The sequence below is a fragment of the Flavobacterium sp. B330r genome, from assembly GCF_056824325.1.
In genome coordinates this window covers 3,776,903-3,796,493 of the sequence record NZ_CP124860.1, presented here as the reverse complement: position 1 = coordinate 3,796,493, position 19,591 = coordinate 3,776,903, and the positions used below count along the sequence as shown (strand labels likewise).

General features: G+C 33.3%; 20 protein-coding genes and 1 pseudogene. 11 read left to right on the top strand and 10 right to left on the bottom strand.

Annotation, left to right across the window (positions count from 1 at the left end):
- Positions 1 to 49: 49 nt before the first annotated feature.
- Both QLQ95_RS16840 and QLQ95_RS16835 read right to left on the bottom strand, forming a co-directional pair.
- Positions 50 to 1,416 (bottom strand): IS3 family transposase gene (locus tag QLQ95_RS16840; RefSeq protein WP_414655674.1). Its coding sequence is split into 2 segments (ribosomal slippage): positions 50 to 948 and positions 948 to 1,416, totalling 1,368 coding nucleotides; the frame shifts between segments, so codons are not numbered across the junction.
- A gap of 84 nt (positions 1,417 to 1,500) precedes the next feature.
- Positions 1,501 to 1,884 (bottom strand): helix-turn-helix domain-containing protein, encoded by a 384-nt coding sequence (locus QLQ95_RS16835; RefSeq protein WP_482500719.1) that lies wholly within the window; start codon positions 1,882 to 1,884, stop codon positions 1,501 to 1,503.
- 191 nt (positions 1,885 to 2,075) lie between these two features.
- On the opposite strand from QLQ95_RS16835, the gene QLQ95_RS16830 reads away from it, so the two are divergent.
- The gene (locus QLQ95_RS16830) at positions 2,076 to 2,582 is read left to right on the top strand and encodes a GNAT family N-acetyltransferase (RefSeq protein WP_482500717.1); all 507 of its coding nucleotides are present in this window, start codon (positions 2,076 to 2,078) and stop codon (positions 2,580 to 2,582) included.
- A gap of 247 nt (positions 2,583 to 2,829) precedes the next feature.
- Complete coding sequence (locus QLQ95_RS16825; protein ID WP_482500716.1) at positions 2,830 to 3,378, top strand: HutD family protein; 549 nt, start codon at positions 2,830 to 2,832, stop codon at positions 3,376 to 3,378.
- 283 nt (positions 3,379 to 3,661) lie between these two features.
- Here QLQ95_RS16825 and QLQ95_RS16820 read toward each other — a convergent pair whose 3' ends face one another.
- Positions 3,662 to 4,234 (bottom strand): Crp/Fnr family transcriptional regulator, encoded by a 573-nt coding sequence (locus tag QLQ95_RS16820; protein ID WP_482500714.1) that lies wholly within the window; start codon positions 4,232 to 4,234, stop codon positions 3,662 to 3,664.
- 238 nt (positions 4,235 to 4,472) lie between these two features.
- Between QLQ95_RS16820 and QLQ95_RS16815 the strand changes: the two genes are divergently transcribed.
- A complete protein-coding gene (locus QLQ95_RS16815; RefSeq protein ID WP_482500712.1) occupies positions 4,473 to 5,588 on the top strand; it encodes a pectate lyase family protein in 1,116 nt (371 codons plus the stop codon).
- 343 nt (positions 5,589 to 5,931) lie between these two features.
- Here QLQ95_RS16815 and QLQ95_RS16810 read toward each other — a convergent pair whose 3' ends face one another.
- The 3 genes from QLQ95_RS16810 to QLQ95_RS16800 form a co-directional block, all read right to left on the bottom strand.
- Entirely contained in the window at positions 5,932 to 6,315 is a 384-nt protein-coding gene (locus QLQ95_RS16810) for a DUF3037 domain-containing protein (RefSeq protein ID WP_248726265.1), read from the bottom strand.
- The gene (locus QLQ95_RS16805) at positions 6,305 to 7,087 is read right to left on the bottom strand and encodes a HipA family kinase (protein ID WP_095930882.1); all 783 of its coding nucleotides are present in this window, start codon (positions 7,085 to 7,087) and stop codon (positions 6,305 to 6,307) included. Before QLQ95_RS16805 ends, QLQ95_RS16810 begins: the two co-directional genes overlap by 11 nt.
- 310 nt (positions 7,088 to 7,397) lie before the next feature.
- Positions 7,398 to 8,246: an NAD(P)H-hydrate dehydratase gene (locus QLQ95_RS16800; protein ID WP_482504063.1), complete on the bottom strand. Its 849-nt coding sequence runs from the start codon at positions 8,244 to 8,246 to the stop codon at positions 7,398 to 7,400.
- Between the two features lie 280 nt (positions 8,247 to 8,526).
- Between QLQ95_RS16800 and gcvT the strand changes: the two genes are divergently transcribed.
- The 8 genes from gcvT to QLQ95_RS16760 all read left to right on the top strand — a co-directional run bounded on the left by gcvT (position 8,527) and on the right by QLQ95_RS16760 (position 15,385).
- The gene (gene gcvT / locus QLQ95_RS16795; protein ID WP_428237239.1) at positions 8,527 to 9,609 is read left to right on the top strand and encodes a glycine cleavage system aminomethyltransferase GcvT; all 1,083 of its coding nucleotides are present in this window, start codon (positions 8,527 to 8,529) and stop codon (positions 9,607 to 9,609) included.
- 199 nt (positions 9,610 to 9,808) lie between these two features.
- Positions 9,809 to 11,845: a S41 family peptidase gene (locus QLQ95_RS16790; protein WP_250835565.1), complete on the top strand. Its 2,037-nt coding sequence runs from the start codon at positions 9,809 to 9,811 to the stop codon at positions 11,843 to 11,845.
- A gap of 277 nt (positions 11,846 to 12,122) precedes the next feature.
- The gene (locus QLQ95_RS16785; protein ID WP_012024626.1) at positions 12,123 to 12,836 is read left to right on the top strand and encodes a YebC/PmpR family DNA-binding transcriptional regulator; all 714 of its coding nucleotides are present in this window, start codon (positions 12,123 to 12,125) and stop codon (positions 12,834 to 12,836) included.
- 283 nt (positions 12,837 to 13,119) lie between these two features.
- Complete coding sequence (locus QLQ95_RS16780) at positions 13,120 to 13,614, top strand: hypothetical protein (RefSeq protein ID WP_320492435.1); 495 nt, start codon at positions 13,120 to 13,122, stop codon at positions 13,612 to 13,614.
- 21 nt (positions 13,615 to 13,635) lie between these two features.
- Positions 13,636 to 14,025: a hypothetical protein gene (locus tag QLQ95_RS16775; protein WP_482500711.1), complete on the top strand. Its 390-nt coding sequence runs from the start codon at positions 13,636 to 13,638 to the stop codon at positions 14,023 to 14,025.
- 3 nt (positions 14,026 to 14,028) lie between these two features.
- A complete protein-coding gene (locus tag QLQ95_RS16770; RefSeq protein ID WP_482500709.1) occupies positions 14,029 to 14,601 on the top strand; it encodes an SUKH-3 domain-containing protein in 573 nt (190 codons plus the stop codon).
- Between the two features lie 67 nt (positions 14,602 to 14,668).
- Positions 14,669 to 15,073, top strand: a complete 405-nt coding sequence (locus QLQ95_RS16765; RefSeq protein ID WP_482500708.1) for a hypothetical protein — start codon at positions 14,669 to 14,671, stop codon at positions 15,071 to 15,073.
- A gap of 105 nt (positions 15,074 to 15,178) precedes the next feature.
- Positions 15,179 to 15,385 carry a hypothetical protein gene (locus QLQ95_RS16760; RefSeq protein WP_482500706.1) on the top strand — a complete coding sequence of 69 codons (207 nt, stop codon included), beginning with the start codon at positions 15,179 to 15,181 and terminating at the stop codon, positions 15,383 to 15,385.
- 53 nt (positions 15,386 to 15,438) lie between these two features.
- On the opposite strand, the pseudogene QLQ95_RS16755 reads toward QLQ95_RS16760, so the two are convergent.
- The 4 genes and pseudogenes from QLQ95_RS16755 to capA form a co-directional block, all read right to left on the bottom strand.
- A pseudogene (locus tag QLQ95_RS16755) lies at positions 15,439 to 15,983 on the bottom strand (DUF6939 family protein).
- Between the two features lie 28 nt (positions 15,984 to 16,011).
- Positions 16,012 to 16,923: a LamG domain-containing protein gene (locus QLQ95_RS16750; RefSeq protein ID WP_482500704.1), complete on the bottom strand. Its 912-nt coding sequence runs from the start codon at positions 16,921 to 16,923 to the stop codon at positions 16,012 to 16,014.
- 357 nt (positions 16,924 to 17,280) lie between these two features.
- Positions 17,281 to 18,177, bottom strand: coding sequence for a LamG-like jellyroll fold domain-containing protein (locus QLQ95_RS16745; RefSeq protein ID WP_482500702.1), 897 nt, complete (start codon positions 18,175 to 18,177; stop codon positions 17,281 to 17,283).
- 349 nt (positions 18,178 to 18,526) lie between these two features.
- On the bottom strand, positions 18,527 to 19,567 hold the full coding sequence (gene capA, locus QLQ95_RS16740; RefSeq protein WP_095930895.1) for a cysteate synthase: 1,041 nt from the start codon (positions 19,565 to 19,567) through the stop codon (positions 18,527 to 18,529).
- Positions 19,568 to 19,591: the final 24 nt, after the last annotated feature.

Genomic DNA, 19,591 nt, shown 5'->3' with positions numbered 1-19,591 from the left:
AAAGAGACCTCATCATAGACTGCACCCAAAAGTTTAGACAAATTAATAATTAAGTTTTATAATAATGAGCTCGATATTGTATCGGGCTCATTCCTTTTAGATTAAGTTTAATTCTGTCATTATTATAATAATTTATATACTCGATAATCTCTTTTTTCAATTGATTAATGGAAGTGTATTTTTTAAGATAAAACAACTCTGATTTTAATATTCCAAAGAAGTTTTCAATTATTGCATTATCAAGACAATTACCTTTTCTGGACATGCTTTGCATAATTCCTTTTTTCTTTAATAAATGCTGATATTGTGTCATTTGATACTGCCATCCTTGGTCAGAATGCAGAGTCAGATTAGTATTGTCCGGTATTTTTTTAAATGCTTTTTCAAGCATATTTAAAACTTGATTAAACACTGGTCTTTGCGATAAGTCATAGCTGATTATCTCTCCATTAAACAGATCGATTATCGGCGATAAGTATAATTTATTGCCAGAAACATTAAATTCAGTGACATCGGTTGCCCATTTCTGGTTAGGTATATCAGCCTTAAAATTGCGCTGTAGCAGATTAGGGGCTATCTTTCCCTGCTCTCCTTTATACGATCTGTACTTCTTGATTCTGATTAGACTTTTTAATCCTAAAAATTTCATCAATCGAAGCACTGTTTTGTGATTAATTAAAATCCCCTCTTTTTTGAGTAATAGAGTAATACGTCTATATCCTAATCTGCCCTTATGATAATTGTAAATCTGTTTAATTAAATCTTTTATCTCTTGATATTTATCGATTACCTGACCTTTCTTTTCATAGTAATAATACGTGCTTCTAACCATGTTCATACAATTTAGTAAAAGATCTAAATCATACTTATGCCTTAATTCCATTATGGTTTGAGCTTTTTGTTTTGATTGGCTTGCTCGGCTTGAACTAAGGCGTTGAACTTTTTTAGAATTTCGTTCTCAGCGCGCAGGTACTCTAACTCCTTTAAGAGTTCCTCTTCCCTGGTTAAAGGTTTGTCTGTTTTTCGTTGCTTTCTCTTAAAATTCATAACTGCTGGTCTGCCACGTGATTTAAGTTCTAAGCCTGCCAAATCATCTTTTGCATATTTTCTTTGCCAGCTTATTATGGTTGACTGCGCTGGAATTTTGAAAATCAAGCAGGCTTCATCCAAAGATAATGACTTATTTTGAATGGTTTGTATCACTTTTAATTTAAAGTCTACAGTATAAACTTTATTTTTCTGCCTTGGTAAAAGACCTTCAATTCCAAATTCATTATAGCGGCTAATCCAGCATGTAAGGTTGCTTTCAGCTATCTTGTTTGCTCTAGCTGTGCCTTTAACCGAGTTATGCCTTTTCATAACTTCTTCTACACAACGAAGTTTAAATTCACAATTGTACTTGACTTTTCTTTCCATAAAAATGCCCCCAAATAGTGTCTAACTTTTTGGGGGCAGTTCATCAAAGGTCTCTTTTCAATTTAATATATCTTCAAAAAACGGTTATTTCCCGTTCAATAATTTCTCCAAATACTCCACTTTATCTTTTTCAGCTTGCACCAAACGTTCGTAAAGTTCAACAACTTTGTCTAAAGGATTAAAAGTACAATTGCAATTGTAAATTGCACTTTGATCTTGAAAAGTATTTCCAATAATATTAAAAACTGCTTCTTCCGAAAAGTTTTTAATTGCTTCAACAGAAACATCAAGAGCTTTTGCCACCTCAATTAATCTTTGCTCGTCAACCGTTTCGCTGTTTTCAATATTCGAAACCATCTGCTGGCTTATGCCTAAAGCCAGTGCCAGTGCTTCCTGTTTCATATCTTTAAGCTCTCTGATACGGCTTATATTTCTGCCGATATGTTTTGGTTTTATTGCTGTACTCATAATTCAAAGATATTTAAAATTCTTAAACGAAAATAAATTTAGGTAAAAAACAAAGTTGTTTTTGTAAGATACATCTTTTGTAATTTGTACGAATTGACAATTTTAACTTTACTCAAAAAATACAAAACATTAGGCTAAAGTCATTTTCTAATGTAATTTTACATTTCTCATCGCACATTTTACAACAATATATGATTACAAAAGCATCACTCGAAGATATTCCAGCATTAACAACCTTAATAAACTCCGCTTACAGAGGCGAAACCTCAAAAAAAGGCTGGACAACCGAAGCACATTTACTAGAAGGAAAAAGAACCGACGAACAGGAAATGACCGAAATCTTTCTTGATTCAAAAAATACAATTCTGAAATTTACAGAAAATGACAAGATCATCGGTTCGGTTTTATTGGTTGAAAAAGATCATCAATTGTATTTAGGAATGTTAACCGTTTCGCCAGAACTTCAAAACAGCGGAATCGGGAAAAAACTGTTGGCAGAAGCCGAAAATCAAGCAAAATCTTTGGGATTGTCAAGTATAATTATGACGGTTATTTCGGTACGTGAAGAGCTTGTAGCATGGTACAAACGACATGGTTATGTAGATACTGGAAAACGTGAGGCTTTTCCTGAGAGTGAAATTCATACTACAGTTTCTGCTGAACCTTTGGAGTTTATTTATTTGGAGAAAAGTATTTAAGTTTTTGTTTAGCCACGAAGGCGCTAAGACACGAAGTTTTTTTAATCTCGCAATCCCGATAGCTATCGGGAGCAGAGACGCAAAGTTTTTTTTTATAAAGCTTCTATACGGTTTGTCTTCCTGAGCGAAGTCGAAGGATCGCCAAGCTATTCAGCAAAGTTTTTTTTCTTTGTCGAGCTACTTATAATCCTTCGACTTCGCTCAGGAGGACAAAAAAAGAGAATAAAATTTTTAAAATATTCAATAAATGAACGTACAGCATTTCTCTAAAAAAAATACTAAACCCTCTATTTGGAGCGGCGGATTGACATATGAATATATGATCTTTCCGAAAATGGCAAATTATGCCAATAGAGATTTTGGGTTCAGGATAAGCAGTGCTACAATAGAGGAAGTGCCTTCAGAGTTTACCAAATTTGAAGGCTATTACCGATATCTGGTTATGCTCGATAACGACTTAGATGTTGAGGTAAACAAAGAAAAAAAGGCATATGAGAAGTATGAAATCATGGAATTTAACTCCGATGATGAGGTAACTTCTTATACAAAAGGCACTGATTTTAATTGGATGATTTCTGAAAAAATATCCCATCATAAACTGGAAATAGCCAATAGTAACCAGAATTGTAATGCTGACGTAGTAATTATATTTTCTTTAGATACAACAGTTATTACAATTAATGAAAAGACACACCATTTACAACCTTATGATGTATTGGTTATTGAAAATGAAGAAAAGGAAAATGTAATGCTTCATTTTTCTACTGAATGTCTTTTTGGAGTGTTGAATTTTTAATACTTGCCACGAAGGCACAAAGACTCGAAGTTTTTTAATCGCGCAATTCTGATAGCTATTAAGAGCAGAGGCGCAAAGATTTTTCACGCAGATTTAAAAAGATTTAAGCAGATTTAAAATAGATCATTTATTAAATTAAATCTGCTTAATCTGCAAAATCTGCGTGAAACAAAAATCATTTTAATCTCTTTAATCTGTGGCAAATACCTAGACGCACCGCAGTGCGTCTATACAGAAAAACCTTTGTCACTTTGTTACTCTGCATCTTTGAACCTAAAAAAAATCAAGAAACTGTCCTTTTTATCTTCGAAAGAAACTCATGCGAAACGCCCAAATACGACGAAAGATTCTTATTGTTTATAGAACTTACCTTTTGCGGGTAACGCTCTTTAAAATCCAAATAACGCTGTTTTGAGGTTTTGTTGAGAACGTCTAAAAGCCGTTGCTGAATGGCAACATTGGCTCGTTCGATCATTAGAACATGAAACTTAATAAGTTTCGGAATTACAGCAAACAAATACGCTTTTTGCATTTTATTGATGACTACTATTTCACTGTCTTCAATGGCTCTAATGTTGTACGTTGTGGGCTTTTGGTGGTAGAAACTTTCTAGATCACACATCCATTCGTTCTCGAAAGAAAAGAAAATAACCGTTTCTGTTCCGTTTTCGTTTAGAATGTAGGTTTTAAATGATCCTTTTAAAATGAATCCCTCATAACTATTCTGAGAATTTTGAATTTGCAAAAACTGATTCTTTTTCAGCTTTATCAATTCGGCTTTAGAGACAATAATATCCCATTCTTCATCCGTGAGCGGAATTTTCCTTTCAATGTTTTTTCTTAGTAGGTTGTACATTTTTTTTGTGGTTTTTGTTTAAGGAATAAGTTTGTTATCGCTTCATCATTAATTAGGGGCTTAACCAATGTAATCGATTACGTAAAAATACGCTATTTGTGCATTTTTGTAAATTTACAAGTGTTAAAAAAACACATTTCGTAGATTTTTTTGTAAAAGTTTGAACTTGTTCAACTTTTTTCCTACAAATAATACTGAGTTTTGCGCTGTTAAACTTTTTTAAATAACCAAACTTATTATGAACTTAAAATCAAAACTTTCAATGTTCGCTGCAGCATTGATTTTCGGATTTACAGCATGTAATTCTGAAGAAATTGCTTCAAACACAGAAGCAGGGATTCAAAGCAATGAAACAACCGTTGAAACAGCTGCAACCAACCCAACGGGTAAAATTGGAAACTGCGCTGAGGTTCCAGGATGGGCTTCTCAAAACGGAGGCACAACAGGTGGTGGCTCTGCTGCCGAAACTACAGTTACGACTTACGCTCAGTTGAAATCGGCTATTGAGAACACTTCTGTAAAAGTGATTAAAGTCTCTGGAACCATTACAATTACAACAAGATTGTCTTTTCAAGATCAAACAGGAAAAACAATTTATGGAGTAAGTGGAGCAAAATTGGTTTCGACGAATCAAACCAAAGATGGTTCTGGAATCATCAATATTAAAAGATGTAAAAACATCATCATCAGAAACTTGATTTTTGAAGGTCCAGGCGCTTATGACACTGACGGATGGGATAATGCAATCCTTGACGAATGTACAAACGTTTGGGTAGATCACTGCGAATTTAGAGATGGTGTTGATGGAAACTTCGACATCAAAAACAAATCAGATTATATCTCGGTTACGTATTCTAAATTCCACTACCTAAAACCTCCAAAAGCAGGTGGTTCTGGAGGATCAGATGACCATAGATATTCAAATTTAATTGGTTCAAGTGATGGTGCAACTGGTGATCGCGGTAAATTGAGAATTACTTTTGCAAGATGCTGGTGGGCTCCAGGCTGTAAAGAAAGAATGCCAAGAGTTCGTTTTGGAAAAGTGCATATTGTAAACAGTTTATTTAACAGCACCGTAAGCAACAAATGTGTTGCAGCAGGTTTTGAAGCTAATATTCGCGTAGAAAGCAATGTTTTTGAAGGTGTAAAAAATCCAATCGATTTAATGTCTGGTTTTACTGCCGTTACTTCTACTGATAACGTATTTACAAATGTAACAGGAACTCAGGCTGGAAGCGGTACTGCTTTTACTCCGCCTTACTCCATCGTAAAATTGGCTAAAACTGCGGTTAAAGCTGATATTTCTGCAAATGCAGGACCTACTTTAGGTGGGAATGTTTGTGGCTCTTTTTAAATTGAATTAGAATAAAAAGTAAGTTAGTTTTTAGTTAGAACCACGGATTGCATTTATTGCAATTCGTGGTTTTTTATTTTTTTTCTTTTGCCACGAAGACACGAAGGCACAAAGTTTTTTTTAATCTCGCAAAGTCGCAGAGTCGCAAAGTTTTTTTTCTCTTTACCATATAAGTTATATAAGATAATCTAAGCTATACCTAAAATGAACTTATATGACTTACATGGTTAAATTACTTTGCGACTTCGCGCCTTTGCGAGATTTTTTTACACAATGTAAAACGCACTGTGCGTCTCTACAGAAAACCTTAGAACCTTAGCATCTTAGAACCTCAGTCCCTTTTTTAAAGCACCAACTCCTCAAACAATCTCTGAATAGTTTTCTCCAAATCCTGACTCAAACCTGGATGAGGTCTTGAAGTTTGAATGGCCGAACTTCTAATTGCGGTTAACCATCTAAAACGCTCTGGAATCTCAAACTCAGCAATTGGACCGCCGTCTTTTGCTCCGTTGGCGATTTTTACTAAAGAAGTCAGGTTACATTCTAATTGTTCGATGTCAAAATCAGAAGAAAGGGCTTGTATTTTTTCTTTATTTAAATGAAAAAGAACCTTTATAAATTTGGCTTTTTTGCAAAACAAAATGATTCCGATATTCAGGAATTCTTCGCGTTCTACCCTTGGCACAACACGAATCACAGCATATTCGTATAAGTGGTTATCTTGCATTTTGAGCCTGATTTACAAATATTTCTGAATTCTCTAATCTTGTTTTTAAAAACTGCAAATAAACATTTCGCAATCCTTCAGGAGTTTCGTCTGCATCTTCCCATTGCAACCAGTCAAGCGGAATTGTATTGACAATTTCTTCTAAAACTTCTGGGGTTAAAATGGCTTTAAACTCGGCATCGACTTCTTTTAAAAGTGAAGCCTGTGGCAATAAAACGTGATCTTTTATCAGCGCAAACGGACTTTTAGCATGCTGTTCCCAATTGTTCCAAGAATGATGAAAATACAAACATGCACCGTGATCAATCAGCCATAATTCTTTATGCCAGATTAGCATATTGGTATTTTTGAAAGTTCTATCTACGTTTGTAATATAAGCGTCTAGCCAAACAATCTGTGAAGCCAATTTAGCGTCGACAGTGGTCACAGCAGGATCAAAAGTAATGGCGCCAGATAAGAAATGAAGTGCCAAATTTAATCCTTGGCTTCCTTGCAGTAAATCCTGAATTTCTTCATCGGCTTCGGTTCTTCCGAAAGCTTCGTCAAGATTGGCGAATACTAATTCTGGCAATTGTAATTTTAAGGCTTTTGCTATTTGTCCGCCAACTAATTCGGCTATTAAGGCTTTTACGCCGTGTCCGGCACCTCTAAATTTTAATACGTATTTAAAATCGTCATCGGCTTCTGCCAAAGCGGGTAAAGAACCGCCTTCGCGCAGTGGCGTTATATATCGCATGACGTTTACCGTTCTGAGATCGAAGTTGTTTTTCATTTTTTAAAGATTCTAAGATGCTAAGAAACTAAGTTGCTAAGTCTCTAATCTTGGATGTTACAAACTTAATGATTTTTGATTTTAGATTTTTCCTTTCACGCAGATTCAAAAAGATTTGAGCAGATCTTGGCAGATTTACTCTCATTTTTTGTCATCCTGAGGAACGAAGGATCACACTAGGAGCTCGACAAAGATTGGCAAATTACTTTATGGCTACTGTGCGGAGTTTCTGGTGTGATCCTTCGTTCCTCAGGATGACAAAACGTACAACTAATTATCTAATTGACACATTCTCTAATTCTCTAATTCTCTAATTCTCTAATTCTAAAAAAGCTTTTCCTAAGTATTTAATAATAGTAGAAGCTGTAAAAGACTCATAACCTGTTTTGGACAAAGCTAAATCGGCTGTTAGTCCGTGGAGGTAGACACCAAATTTTGAGGCGTATTTGGGTTCGTAGCCTTGTGCTAGAAGACTGGTGAGGATTCCGGTTAAGGTGTCTCCGCTTCCTGCGGTTGCTAAAGCTGCGTTTCCTGTTGTATTTTCATATACCGAAGTTCTGTTGATAATGTAGGTTGGTGCGCCCTTCATAACCACAATGACTTTATATTTTTCTGAAAAAGCGATTGTTTTTTGAAATTTCTCAGCTTCTGAATTCCATTTTCCAATCAAACGTTCTAATTCTTTTGGGTGAGGTGTCAGAATCGTGTCTTCTGGAACTAATTCTAACCAAGATAAATTTTCTGAAATAATATTCAACGCATCGGCATCGAGAACTAAAGGGGCTTTATTGACTCTTAAAAACTCAAATAAAGCTTTTTGTGTTCCGAGCTCCTTTCCTATTCCTGGGCCGAATCCAACTGCTTGCGGAATTAATGGCAGATGAATATTGGTTATAAAATTCACATTTTCATCAGTTGCCACCATCACTTCTGGAATGGAAATTTGAAGTATTTGATAACCGCATTTGGGTACAAAAGTTGTTACGAGTCCGCAGCCTGTTTTTAGGCAGGCTTTTGAAGCTAAAACCGCTGCTCCTATTTTGCCATAACTTCCGGCAATAATCACCGCATGACCTTGTATTCCTTTATGTGCTTTGGAATCTATTGGTTTGTATAATTTCAGAATCTCTTCTTTTGTAATTAAATACGATGATTTCATTTGAATACTTTTATATAATAAAATTACATAAAAAATCGAAATCATGATTGTTCTTTTGAAACTGTTAGCCCTAGCCCTGATTACTTCACCATATTTTTATTTTTATAGGAGTTCAGTGAACTTCGTTTGTAGCGATATCCTTTTTGTTTTTTCTTTAAAAACAAAAAGATATAGCGGATAGCAGGAAATAGCTCCTAATTATTGCGAAATTTATAATTTAAGACATTCAAATTTGATATTTTTTGAATAGATTTGCAAAACAATTTTATAAAACAACACAATGAAAAATACTGCGCTTACGCACATACATGAAGGTTTAGGAGCGAAAATGCTTCCTTTTGCTGGTTATAATATGCCTATTACTTATGAAGGGGTTAATGCTGAACACGAAACGGTTCGTAACAGCGTAGGAGTTTTTGACGTTTCGCATATGGGTGAATTTTTGTTGACAGGTCCAAATGCTTTGGCTTTGATTCAGAAAGTGACTTCAAACGATGCATCTACTTTGACAATTGGAAGAGCGCAATATTCTTGTCTTCCAAATAATGAAGGCGGAATTGTTGATGATTTGATTATTTATAAAATGAAAGAAGAGCAGTATTTACTAGTTGTAAATGCTTCGAATATTGAAAAAGACTGGAACTGGATTTCTTCTCACAATGATTTGGGAGTTGATATGAAGAATATTTCCGAAGACTATTCTTTATTGGCGATTCAAGGTCCAAAAGCGGTTGAAGCTATGCAGGCTTTGACTTCTGTAAATTTATCTGAAATTGCTTATTATCATTTTGAAGTTGGTGATTTTGCTGGAATCGAACATGTAATTATTTCTGCTACAGGATATACTGGTTCTGGAGGATTTGAAATTTATTGCAAAAACAGCGAAGTAGAGCAAATCTGGAATAAGGTTTTTGAAGCGGGTGCTTCTTATGGAATTAAGCCAATTGGTCTTGCGGCTCGTGATACTTTACGTCTTGAAATGGGATTCTGTCTTTACGGAAATGATATTAACGACACAACTTCTCCACTTGAAGCTGGTTTAGGATGGATTACGAAATTCACAAAAGATTTTACCAATTCTGAAGCGCTTAAAAAACAAAAAGAAGCTGGTGTTACAAGAAAATTAGTTGCTTTTGAAATGCAGGAGCGTGCTGTGCCAAGACATGATTACGAAATTGTTGATGGTTCTGGAGCAGTAATCGGAATTGTAACTTCTGGAACTATGTCTCCTTCTATGAATAAAGGAATTGGTTTAGGATATGTAACCGTTGCAAATAGTGCGGTTGACAGCGATATTTTTATTAGAATTAGAAAAAATGATGTTCCTGCAAAAGTGGTTAAATTACCGTTTTACAAGAAATAAGTTTTGACTTTATAGTTTAAAAATGCGTTACGATTGTAACGCATTTTTTTTTGTTCAAAATAGGCAAATTCTAGTTAATTTATTTGGTGTGCGTTCGTTTAACGATTAAAAACTTTTCATTGTCGATATTTTGCTAAAAAACCTACAATTTGTAAAAAAATTAGTGTAACTTTAATCATGAACCCATGAATTTCCATTTATGAAAAAGATTTCACTACTCCTTTTTTTGCTGACATCAACTATATCCATTGGTCAGAACAGCGCAGAAACTTGTGAAATATTAAACAAAATAAATGCGCTTATTCAGGCAGAACACTTAAGGCCAAAACCTGTTGATGACAGTCTTTCTGTGTTTGTTTTTGACAATCTTATTAACGAACTCGATCCTTCACGCAATATCTTCTTCAAGAGCGAATATGACGAATTGGCTCAGAAATACCGTTACAATCTCGACAATTTAATTTTAAAGAACGACTGCAGTTTTCTTACCGATATTAAAGCTACTTACATCAACGGCCTTTTACGTACTAAAAAAGTTTTAGAAAAAATTCAGACCATTCCGATTGATTATACGAAGAAAGATACCATCCGTTTTTACAAAAAATCTTTTGCTTTTTATTTGAAAAAAGAAGACTTAGAAAAGGTTTGGGTAAAAAAACTGCGTTATCAAATCTTGGATGATATTGTTGAAACGAGCGATAATCTCGATTCTTTAAAAACCAATTTTAAATCTATTGAACAGGCTTCTAAAAATCAAATCCTTACAAATGAAATCTGTCGTTTTAATTCGCTAATAGACTCTAATACGAAACAGGAAGAAAAACTATACAATTTCTTCTGTACCTATTTTGACCCTCATACGGCTTATTTTAGCGATGATTCTAAAACGAGTTTTGTTGCTTCTTTGTCTAAAGAACATTTATCACTTGGAATGACGGTAAACCTCAACGAGAAAAACGAAATTATAATCGATGAGGTAGATCCAAACGGACCGGCTTATCAAACAGGACAGATAAAAAAAGGCGATCAGATTATTTCGATTTCCAATCAGAAAGAAACACTTCAGGTTTCTTGTGCTTCTTTGGAGTCTATATCGTCCATGATTTTATCTGAAAACAACAAGCATATTACGCTTACTTTAAAACGCAATTCGGGCAAAAATTTTGATGTTTATATTGAAAAACAAATGATGAAAGATGAAGAAAATTCTGTTTTCAGTTTCATCATTGGCAAAGACAGTAAAATTGGATATATAAAAATTCCGAGTTTCTATGCCGACCTTGATGGCAATAGCAGAAAAGGCTGTGCAGATGATGTGGCGCGCGAGGTTATTAAACTGCAAAGAGATAGCATACAAGGACTTGTTATTGATCTTATAGACAATGGCGGCGGCTCTATGGAAGAAGCTATAAAACTGGCAGGAATGTTTGTAGATTACGGTCCGCTTTCTATTGTAATAGATAATAAAAAAGAGAAATCTGTAATTAACGATCCGTTTAAAGGTGTTATTTATAGAGGCCCAATTGTAGTTTTGGTAAATAGCAATACGGCTTCAGCAAGCGAGTTTTTTGCTTCTATTATGCAAGATTATAACCGTGCGCTTTTGCTAGGAAGCAATACCCTCGGAAAAGCCACAATGCAGACTATTCTTCCGCTTGAAGAAGATAAAAACACCGATTTCTTAAAAATTACAATCAATAAATTTTACAGGATTACGGGCAAAAGTCATCAATATATCGGCGTAAAGCCAGATGTTGTGCTACCTGAATTTTACGAAGATATTTACCAAAAAGAAAGCGACTTTCCTACGGCGATAAAAAACGACAGCATCGAACCGTTCTTAAAATACAAGACGTATGTAAAGCGAAATTTGATAGACAAAATTGCTAAAAACAGCTCGGCGAGATTATCAGACAATTATTTTTTCAATAACATTAAAAAGATTAATCTTAAAATAGATCAGATTGTGAATGCTCCTAAAGCCGAAATTCCAATGACATTAGATTCGGTTTTCAAGCAGAAAAAGACATTAGGTGCACTTTGGACAGAGATCAATACTTTTAATGATGAAAATAATCCGCTTGATGTGTACAATTCTAGCGTTAATCAGTTTCTTCTAGGCGCTTATCCAAATGATAAAACGATTAATCAATATCAAATGGACAATCTTAAAACAAATCCGTACCTCAACGAAGCCGTAAATATCATTAATGAGTTTAATGGAATTAGTAAATAATGGTTTTGTTTCAGGTTTCAGGTTTAACCGCAAAGTGCGCTAAGGTTTACGCAAGGTTCGCAAGGTTTTATTTATATAGCTTTGTGAACTTTTTTTATTTTATAACTTAACTTAAAAATTTCTTTGTGTGCTTTGCGTAAACCTTTGCGCACTTTGCGGTTAAATTCAACACAAACTAAATAACTTGAAACCTGAAACCTGAAACAAAAAAGAACAATTTTGTTTTTGTAAAAATTAGGAAAACCTTATTTTTGCATCACAAAACTAAAAATTAGAAATGGGAAGAGCGTTCGAATTTAGAAAAGGAAGAAAAATGAAACGTTGGTCTGCAATGGCCAAAACGTTTACCAGAATTGGTAAAGATATCGTAATGGCTGTTAAAGAAGGTGGACCAAACCCAGATGCCAATTCTAGATTAAGAGCTGTTATACAAAATGCGAAAGCTGCCAACATGCCTAAAGACAATGTGGAGCGCGCGATTAAAAATGCAAGTAATAAAGATACTGCTAACTATAAAGAAATTTTGTTTGAAGGATACGCTCCTCACGGAATTGCAATCTTAATTGAAACTGCTTCTGATAACAATAACAGAACTGTAGCCAATATTCGTAGTTATTTCAACAAATGCAACGGAACAATGGGAACTCAAGGTTCTGTTGAGTTTATGTTTGACCATACTTGCAACTTCAGAATTGCAAAAGACGGTATCGACGCTGAGGAATTAGAATTAGAACTTATCGATTTTGGTGCTGAAGAGGTTTTTGAAGACGAAGACGGAATCTTAATCTATGCTCCTTTTGGAAGTTTTGGTGCTTTACAGAAAGAATTAGAAAATAGAGGTTTAGAAATTTTATCTTCTGGTTTTGAGCGTATTCCGCAAATCACTAAAGAATTAACGGAAGCCCAAATTGCTGATGTTGAGAAATTAATCGAGAAAATCGAAGAAGATGATGACGTTATGAACGTTTATCATACCATGAAAGAAGAATAGTCTTTCTATCAAATATATTAAAAAAGCTCTAGATTTTTCTGGAGCTTTTTTATTTTAGGAAATTTACCTCTAATTCAAATAAAAAATTATATTTGCTACTATCAGATATAAACTAACTTAAATCTTCAATTATGCAATCATCAAAATTTATGAAATTTGCTGTAATAGCACTTGTAATCTTATTTATTGTGATTAGTGTCATTAGCTAAAAAAAAATATAAGTCTTTTGATTTTCAGAAGACTTTTTTATTTCAACTTTTTTATTTCAAGACAAATTCCCTAAATGAAACTAATAGAAAACTTCTACTGCATTCAATCTGTAAATTTTGAAAACGATATTGAAGGAATAAGTTCAATAAAAACAGAATTAATAAGACCTTCCATAAAAATATTAGAAGTAGAATATTCAGAGAAAAAAAACTATAGAAAAAGGTTAGTTGGCGATTTATCTGGAGATTCTCATGAATATTTTTCATTAGAAGAATTATTGTTTTTATCCAAAACATACGGATTTGAAATCGAAGAGAGCATCTATTCTAAAGGATATTATTACAGCGTTTTAAAAATACATAAACTATATGATGTTCCAGGCTATATTACTTTAATGGAATTGGATGAAAAAGAATATCTAATGATTGAATTTAACCGTTGGCAATTTGATTATCAGCCTAGAGGAGCCGGAGAAGATAGTTTGGGAGAAGATGTAACTTATATTCTTGGCATTTGGGAATCTCCATTACTGACAGATGAAATAATTGCAAAAATAAAAAGGCGATAATTAAAAGTCAGGCTACTCATTATGACCAAAATTTCAATTATAAAAAAAATACAATTAGGTGGCGAAAGATCGTTTCCAATTGAATCTCCTGATTCTGAAGTATATTTTAATTTCTACTGCGGAAACGGAGGAATAAAGCATGAAGCTATTGTTTCTTTTAAAAACTCTAATTTTTTAAGCTCATTAATCGAAACTGGTCTGATAACAAATCATGATTTAGCCCAAAACAATATAGTTAAACTAGAATATTTGGAGGATCAAAACGCAGTATTTTCATTTAGGTATCAGATTTGTAATTTTAAAGATTGCCAGAACACTTATCTTTTAATTTTTGATGTTCATGAAAATAGAGGTTATTATGGCTTTTTTATACATGGAGTTTTACAGATAGAAAAAATAATTATTGAATAGTTTATGGATAAAAAAGAGCTTTTTAAAGACGCACTTATCAATGCAGGATGGTATGAAGGAAGAAACATAAAAGACGAAATTGAAAATAATCCTCTATATAAAATACTTCCTCCTAAGATTCAAGATTTTTACTGTGAATTTGGCGGTTTGACGCTTCATGCTGAAAACAGACTAGAAACAATGACTATCTATATAGATCATTTTAGAAATGAAAAAGTTGTAGAATGCAATAATTTTGAAACTTACAGAATAAATGATGAAATTGATTTTGAAAAAGATGATTTGGAGTATTATTATTCAACATTAATTGGTACACAATTGTATTATGTTGCCGGATTAATCGAAAATAACACAGTCCATATGGATGAAAATGGCGATTTTTATATCATAGACTTTATACCCCAATTTACCTGGGTTTCAGATAATGCTTTTGAGGCTCTTGCCAAAATAGTAATAGGTTCAGCATATATGTACATTTTTAATGAGCATACTATGAAATGGATGCCTCCTGTTGGAAAAGAATTACCTCACCCTCTGCCTATTAACCCATTGTTTAAAGATAATCCTTGGGGTTAAAAACTTTTGAATATGAATAAGATTCGTTTACATTCGAAAAAATTATAAAATACCTCATCGCAGAACAATGAATTTAAAAAACGAATTAGAAAAAACTTTCAATTACCTTTTTTTTGACGGCTTAAAACTGTATAAAGTAGCCAATCAATACTATGATTGGTTTAGTTCTGATGATTACGCTATTTGGAGTAATTCGTATGTAGAACTAAACAATAAAAGAATTTATATTATTAAAGAAAATGTGAAGGTATTATCGACCTTTAGATTCTATACTAAGGAAGAACTCGAATCAATATCTTCAAAATATAATTTTCAAATAAAAGAAGAAAATGGATTTTATTATGCTTTTACAGAAACTCACAACTCTAGACAATTTGAAATTTCAGAAAACGATGAGCTAATTGTTATTTACTGTACCAATGGAAGTTATGCGCCTGAAAGCATTTTCATTTATGGAGTTTATGAAAAATAAAAAATGATCATAAATTATTTGAACTCATTTTAAACTAGGCCTAAAGATAGCTAAGGGTAACATTTCGATTATATTTGCAATACCTCAAATAATTAAAACTAAAAAATGCAAACATCAAAAATCACCCGAATTGCTGTCGTAGCACTAGTCCTTTTATTCTTAGTATTAAGTGTAATTAGCTGCAGTACACATACACACGTTCATAACCACCCTGCTCCATCTGGTAAAAAAATACCACCAGGACAAGCCAAAAAAATGCATGGAGATAAAAGTGCAAAAGCTTACGCTCCAGGCCAGCAGAAAAAGAGATAATACACAAAAGCCTTCTAAAAATTTTAGAAGGCTTTTTTTATATTAATATAGTTTTAATTATTCTCTATAAAACTTTTAATAAGACCTGCATGAGATAGCGGCTTACTTATGTTTGTTAAATCAGTATTCGTCTCATAATCTAATAATACTAGTGTTTTAGTCGCAGAAATTGATTTTAATTCTATTATTAAATCACTTAAATGATTTTTCAATACAAACTCATAAGAAGGAACATATATATTGATTCTAGCATTGTAATAGTCTAAAAGTTCTGCTGAAGTGCCAAGTCCTTTTTGATGACCTAAAACACCTCCATATTTCTAACCGTTCTTTTTAAGTTTTTCATATTTGTTATCAAAAACTTAGACTCATCAATACCGTAATCTTTAAACACTTTTAGCCCTTGCCAAATTCCTTCAATAGATTCGCTAAAACGATTCTCTGTAAAAGGAATTGGAATATTTCCGATTGGATAAAAAGGACTGAATTTTACGTAATCATCCGTCGCTTTTGATGTTACATCTATTATTTGACAATTCGGATATTCTTTTTCTATATTCTGAATTGATTTTCTTCTATTACAAACAACAATTGGCATTTTGATTCTTTTATATTGAATTATCACACTATTTTTTCCCTGCCGAATTAATAACCTTAATCAAATAAGTTCCTTCGGGCAAATCAGTTATATTAGAGGCATTGGCACTCATTATTTGCTTTCCTTGTGAGAAGACCTCAATGGTTTTACCACTTTTATTAGTTTCAGCTGAAGCCGCGGGAGCTGCAGTCTTTACAGGCATAGCTGTTGCAACAGCTTTTTTTGATGTAATTGAAGTTGTAGGACTTGAGACAGGTATACTTTCGGTTACTGGAGCACCAGTTGGTTTGGAACTATTATACGCTTCCCTCACTTGTTCATCTGTCATGGCAACACTATACAATCTTAAATCATCAATATCTGCATTGATGCTCGTTGAGGTATTCAGTTTTCCAAGATTTAAAATATAACCTTTTGCTGCACGCTGAATTCCTTCTGCAGATTTTAGCAATTCGCCATTTCGGTAGATTTTAGAAATATTTCCATCATAAGTAATACTATAAAAATACCAAGTTTCTTTTACTAAAGGCACAGAAACAATTACATTATTTGCGTCTCCCCATCCTACCAAACTTACATCTGCACTAGATCCTACTGCTGGCTGCTGAACTAATCCAAAGTATTGCCCGTTTACGGCATTACCATATCCTAAAATATAATTAGGAATGTTGACCGCATTAAATTTTACCCAAACCGATATTGTTTTTGGTTTATTATCTTGTGGAAGCTCTCCTACCACAGCCTGATACCCCTTATTTACAAGTCGTAAAGCACTTTTAGGACTTCCCATTCTATCGTTTACAAAAAGCGGTGTGCCTAAAAATGAAATGGAGTTATCAGCACTGTTTAAATTTCCATTGAAATTAAACTCCTGCACCGGATTTTGTGCATTGGCAGTTAAAAAATTTACAAACAATAAAGTGAGTAATATTTTTTTCATAGTAGTAGCTTTATCAGATAGTTTTGGTTTAAGGCAAATAGCAACTTACTGTAAAATTTAAATTCTTTAGATTTTACAGTTCTAAAATTTCGTTTATTATTTTTATAAAATTTGTTAAAACTATAATTAAAATTCAGCATCTCCAAACAATTCCTACATACAAATGCAGAATTCTCACAAAAATACTTTTAACCATCAAACACCTTTCTTTTACAGAATATTTGAAGCCCAATGGAGCTTACCTATCGAACAAATTAAAAAAAGCCTTCTGAACACAGAAAGCTTTCCTTACTATTCCAAAAACCCAATTGCTTGCGCAATAAAAAAACTAACTAACATTTAAAAACTAAAAAACCTTTATTTAGAAGTAATTTTCTTTGACGGAGTGCTGGTAATTTTTAATAAATAAGTCCCTTCTGGAAGATTGCTAATATTTGCCGCATTACTTCCTACTATTTTTTGTCCTTGCGAATAAATTTCAACTGTCTTAGATGCACCACTTATATCGCTTGAACTAATAATCGTCTCATTTGCAGTTTTTGCTTTTACGGCCGTTTTTGCCGTTTTTGTTTCTACAGAAACCGCAACCAAAGTAGTTGCTTTTTCGCTTTCATATAATCCTGTTACCTGCTCTGGCGTTAAAGCTACATCGTAAATCTTTAAGTCATCTATATCAGCATTTATTCCAACCATTGTATTTATTTCGCCCAATCTAAAAATAGTACCATTAGTAGATCTGGCCATACCTTCTAAATATTTCAATAATTTGCCATCTCGGTATATTTTAGAGGTAGTTCCTTCATAAGTAATGGTATAATTGTACCAAACACTTTTTTCTAGAGATGTAGACACAATAACATCATTAGAAGCTCCCCAAGCTGCTAAACTCAAATCGGAGTTAGAAGTAGTGGTTGCTTGATGTAATAAGCCACAGTATTGAGCATTTAACGGATTTCCGTACCCCCAAATATAGTTTGCGTTTGAAATATCATTGAACTTAACCCAAATACTAACTGTTCTTGAGCTTTTTCCTTGAGGCAGATTGTCAATTACAGCTTCTAGAGCTTTATTATTCAATCGCTGAGCTCCTTTTAAAACTCCACCTCTGTCTGCTACGAAATTGTTGGTACCGATAAACGAAGTGGTGTTTGCAGTATTATTTAAAGTACCATTAAAGTTAAATTCCTGAATCGGTGTTTGCGCATTCACATTCAAATAACTTACAAACAATACTGTTAGTAGTAATTTTTTCATAATAGTAGATTTTAGGGATTAAACAACTATGTTATTTTAATACCCCTAAACTATATTATTATGGTCTCGAGCTAAAATATTTCCGACAACTTACCTAAATACTCGTTAAAATAACGTTTTTTAAGCATTTTATCTATAAAAAGTCATTTTTTAAAACTCAAAAATTTTATTAAAACTTTAAATTAAATTTATTAATCTTAATAATTTCCTACGTATAAATACGGTATAATCAACAAAATAATAAATTTTAACTTTTACACTTTTGTTCACTTACGGAAAAAGAAGCCAACAAAAAAAAACTCCATTCGAAAGTTACGAATGGAGTTTCTATATTAATATAAAGTATATACTACTTTACGAATTCAATTTTTTGAGCTTCTTCTTCATTAACACTATCAAAGAAACCTTGCTCGTTCATCCAATCATCGCTGAATACTTTACTCATGTAACGAGAACCATGATCTGGGAAGATAGCAATAATATTACTTTCTTTTGTAAATTCTCCTTCTTCAGCATATTGTTTAATAGCTTGCATTACTGCTCCAGAAGTATATCCAACAAATAAACCTTCTTTTCTAGTAATCTCTCTAGCAGAGTGAGCACTTTCTTCGTCGGTTACTTTCATGAACTTATCAATAATATCAAAATCTGTAGCCGATGGAATTAAGTTTTTACCAAGACCTTCTATACGGTAAGGGTAAATTTCTTTGCTATCGAATTCTTTTGTCTCATGGTATTTTTTCAATACAGAACCAAAAGCATCAACTCCTAAAATTCTAATATTTGGATTTTTTTCTTTTAAGAATTTTGCAGTTCCAGAGATAGTTCCTCCTGTTCCGCTGCAAGCAACTAAGTGCGTAATTTGTCCTTTTGTTTGTTCCCAAATCTCAGGACCTGTAGTGTTGTAGTGAGCATCAATATTTAATTGATTGAAATATTGATTAATGTAGACTGAACCTTTTGTCTCTTCGTGCAAACGTTTTGCTACATTATAATAAGATCTTTCATCATCTGCAGAAACGTGAGCCGGACAGACATACACTTTGGCGCCTAAACTTCTCAACATGTCAATTTTATCTTTAGATGATTTTGAACTTACAGCCAAAATACAATTGTAACCTTTAATAATGCTTACCATTGCTAAACTAAATCCTGTGTTACCAGATGTTGTTTCGATAATGGTATCTCCCGGAGATAGAATTCCTTTTCTTTCGGCTTCTTCAATAATATATAGTGCTATTCTATCTTTTGAGGAATGACCTGGGTTGAAAGCTTCTACCTTTGCGTAGAAATTTCCTTCTAACTCTTCGGTAATTTTATTTAGCTTAATAAGGGGGGTGTTTCCTATTAACTCTAAAACATTATTATAAGCAGTTATTTCTTCTTTCATAAAAAAATAGTTAATCAAAGGTCT

Bases quoted from the DNA above. Each gene is read 5' to 3' on its own strand.
- QLQ95_RS16835 (WP_482500719.1), bottom strand. From the start codon at position 1,884: ATGAGTACAGCAATAAAACCAAAACATATCGGCAGAAATATAAGCCGT.
- QLQ95_RS16830 (WP_482500717.1), top strand. From the start codon at position 2,076: ATGATTACAAAAGCATCACTCGAAGATATTCCAGCATTAACAACCTTA.
- QLQ95_RS16825 (WP_482500716.1), top strand. From the start codon at position 2,830: ATGAACGTACAGCATTTCTCTAAAAAAAATACTAAACCCTCTATTTGG.
- QLQ95_RS16820 (WP_482500714.1), bottom strand. From the start codon at position 4,234: ATGTACAACCTACTAAGAAAAAACATTGAAAGGAAAATTCCGCTCACG.
- QLQ95_RS16815 (WP_482500712.1), top strand. From the start codon at position 4,473: ATGAACTTAAAATCAAAACTTTCAATGTTCGCTGCAGCATTGATTTTC.
- QLQ95_RS16810 (WP_248726265.1), bottom strand. From the start codon at position 6,315: ATGCAAGATAACCACTTATACGAATATGCTGTGATTCGTGTTGTGCCA.
- QLQ95_RS16805 (WP_095930882.1), bottom strand. From the start codon at position 7,087: ATGAAAAACAACTTCGATCTCAGAACGGTAAACGTCATGCGATATATA.
- QLQ95_RS16800 (WP_482504063.1), bottom strand. From the start codon at position 8,246: ATGAAATCATCGTATTTAATTACAAAAGAAGAGATTCTGAAATTATAC.
- gcvT (WP_428237239.1), top strand. From the start codon at position 8,527: ATGAAAAATACTGCGCTTACGCACATACATGAAGGTTTAGGAGCGAAA.
- QLQ95_RS16790 (WP_250835565.1), top strand. From the start codon at position 9,809: ATGAAAAAGATTTCACTACTCCTTTTTTTGCTGACATCAACTATATCC.
- QLQ95_RS16785 (WP_012024626.1), top strand. From the start codon at position 12,123: ATGGGAAGAGCGTTCGAATTTAGAAAAGGAAGAAAAATGAAACGTTGG.
- QLQ95_RS16780 (WP_320492435.1), top strand. From the start codon at position 13,120: ATGAAACTAATAGAAAACTTCTACTGCATTCAATCTGTAAATTTTGAA.
- QLQ95_RS16775 (WP_482500711.1), top strand. From the start codon at position 13,636: ATGACCAAAATTTCAATTATAAAAAAAATACAATTAGGTGGCGAAAGA.
- QLQ95_RS16770 (WP_482500709.1), top strand. From the start codon at position 14,029: ATGGATAAAAAAGAGCTTTTTAAAGACGCACTTATCAATGCAGGATGG.
- QLQ95_RS16765 (WP_482500708.1), top strand. From the start codon at position 14,669: ATGAATTTAAAAAACGAATTAGAAAAAACTTTCAATTACCTTTTTTTT.
- QLQ95_RS16760 (WP_482500706.1), top strand. From the start codon at position 15,179: ATGCAAACATCAAAAATCACCCGAATTGCTGTCGTAGCACTAGTCCTT.
- QLQ95_RS16750 (WP_482500704.1), bottom strand. From the start codon at position 16,923: ATGAAAAAAATATTACTCACTTTATTGTTTGTAAATTTTTTAACTGCC.
- QLQ95_RS16745 (WP_482500702.1), bottom strand. From the start codon at position 18,177: ATGAAAAAATTACTACTAACAGTATTGTTTGTAAGTTATTTGAATGTG.
- capA (WP_095930895.1), bottom strand. From the start codon at position 19,567: ATGAAAGAAGAAATAACTGCTTATAATAATGTTTTAGAGTTAATAGGA.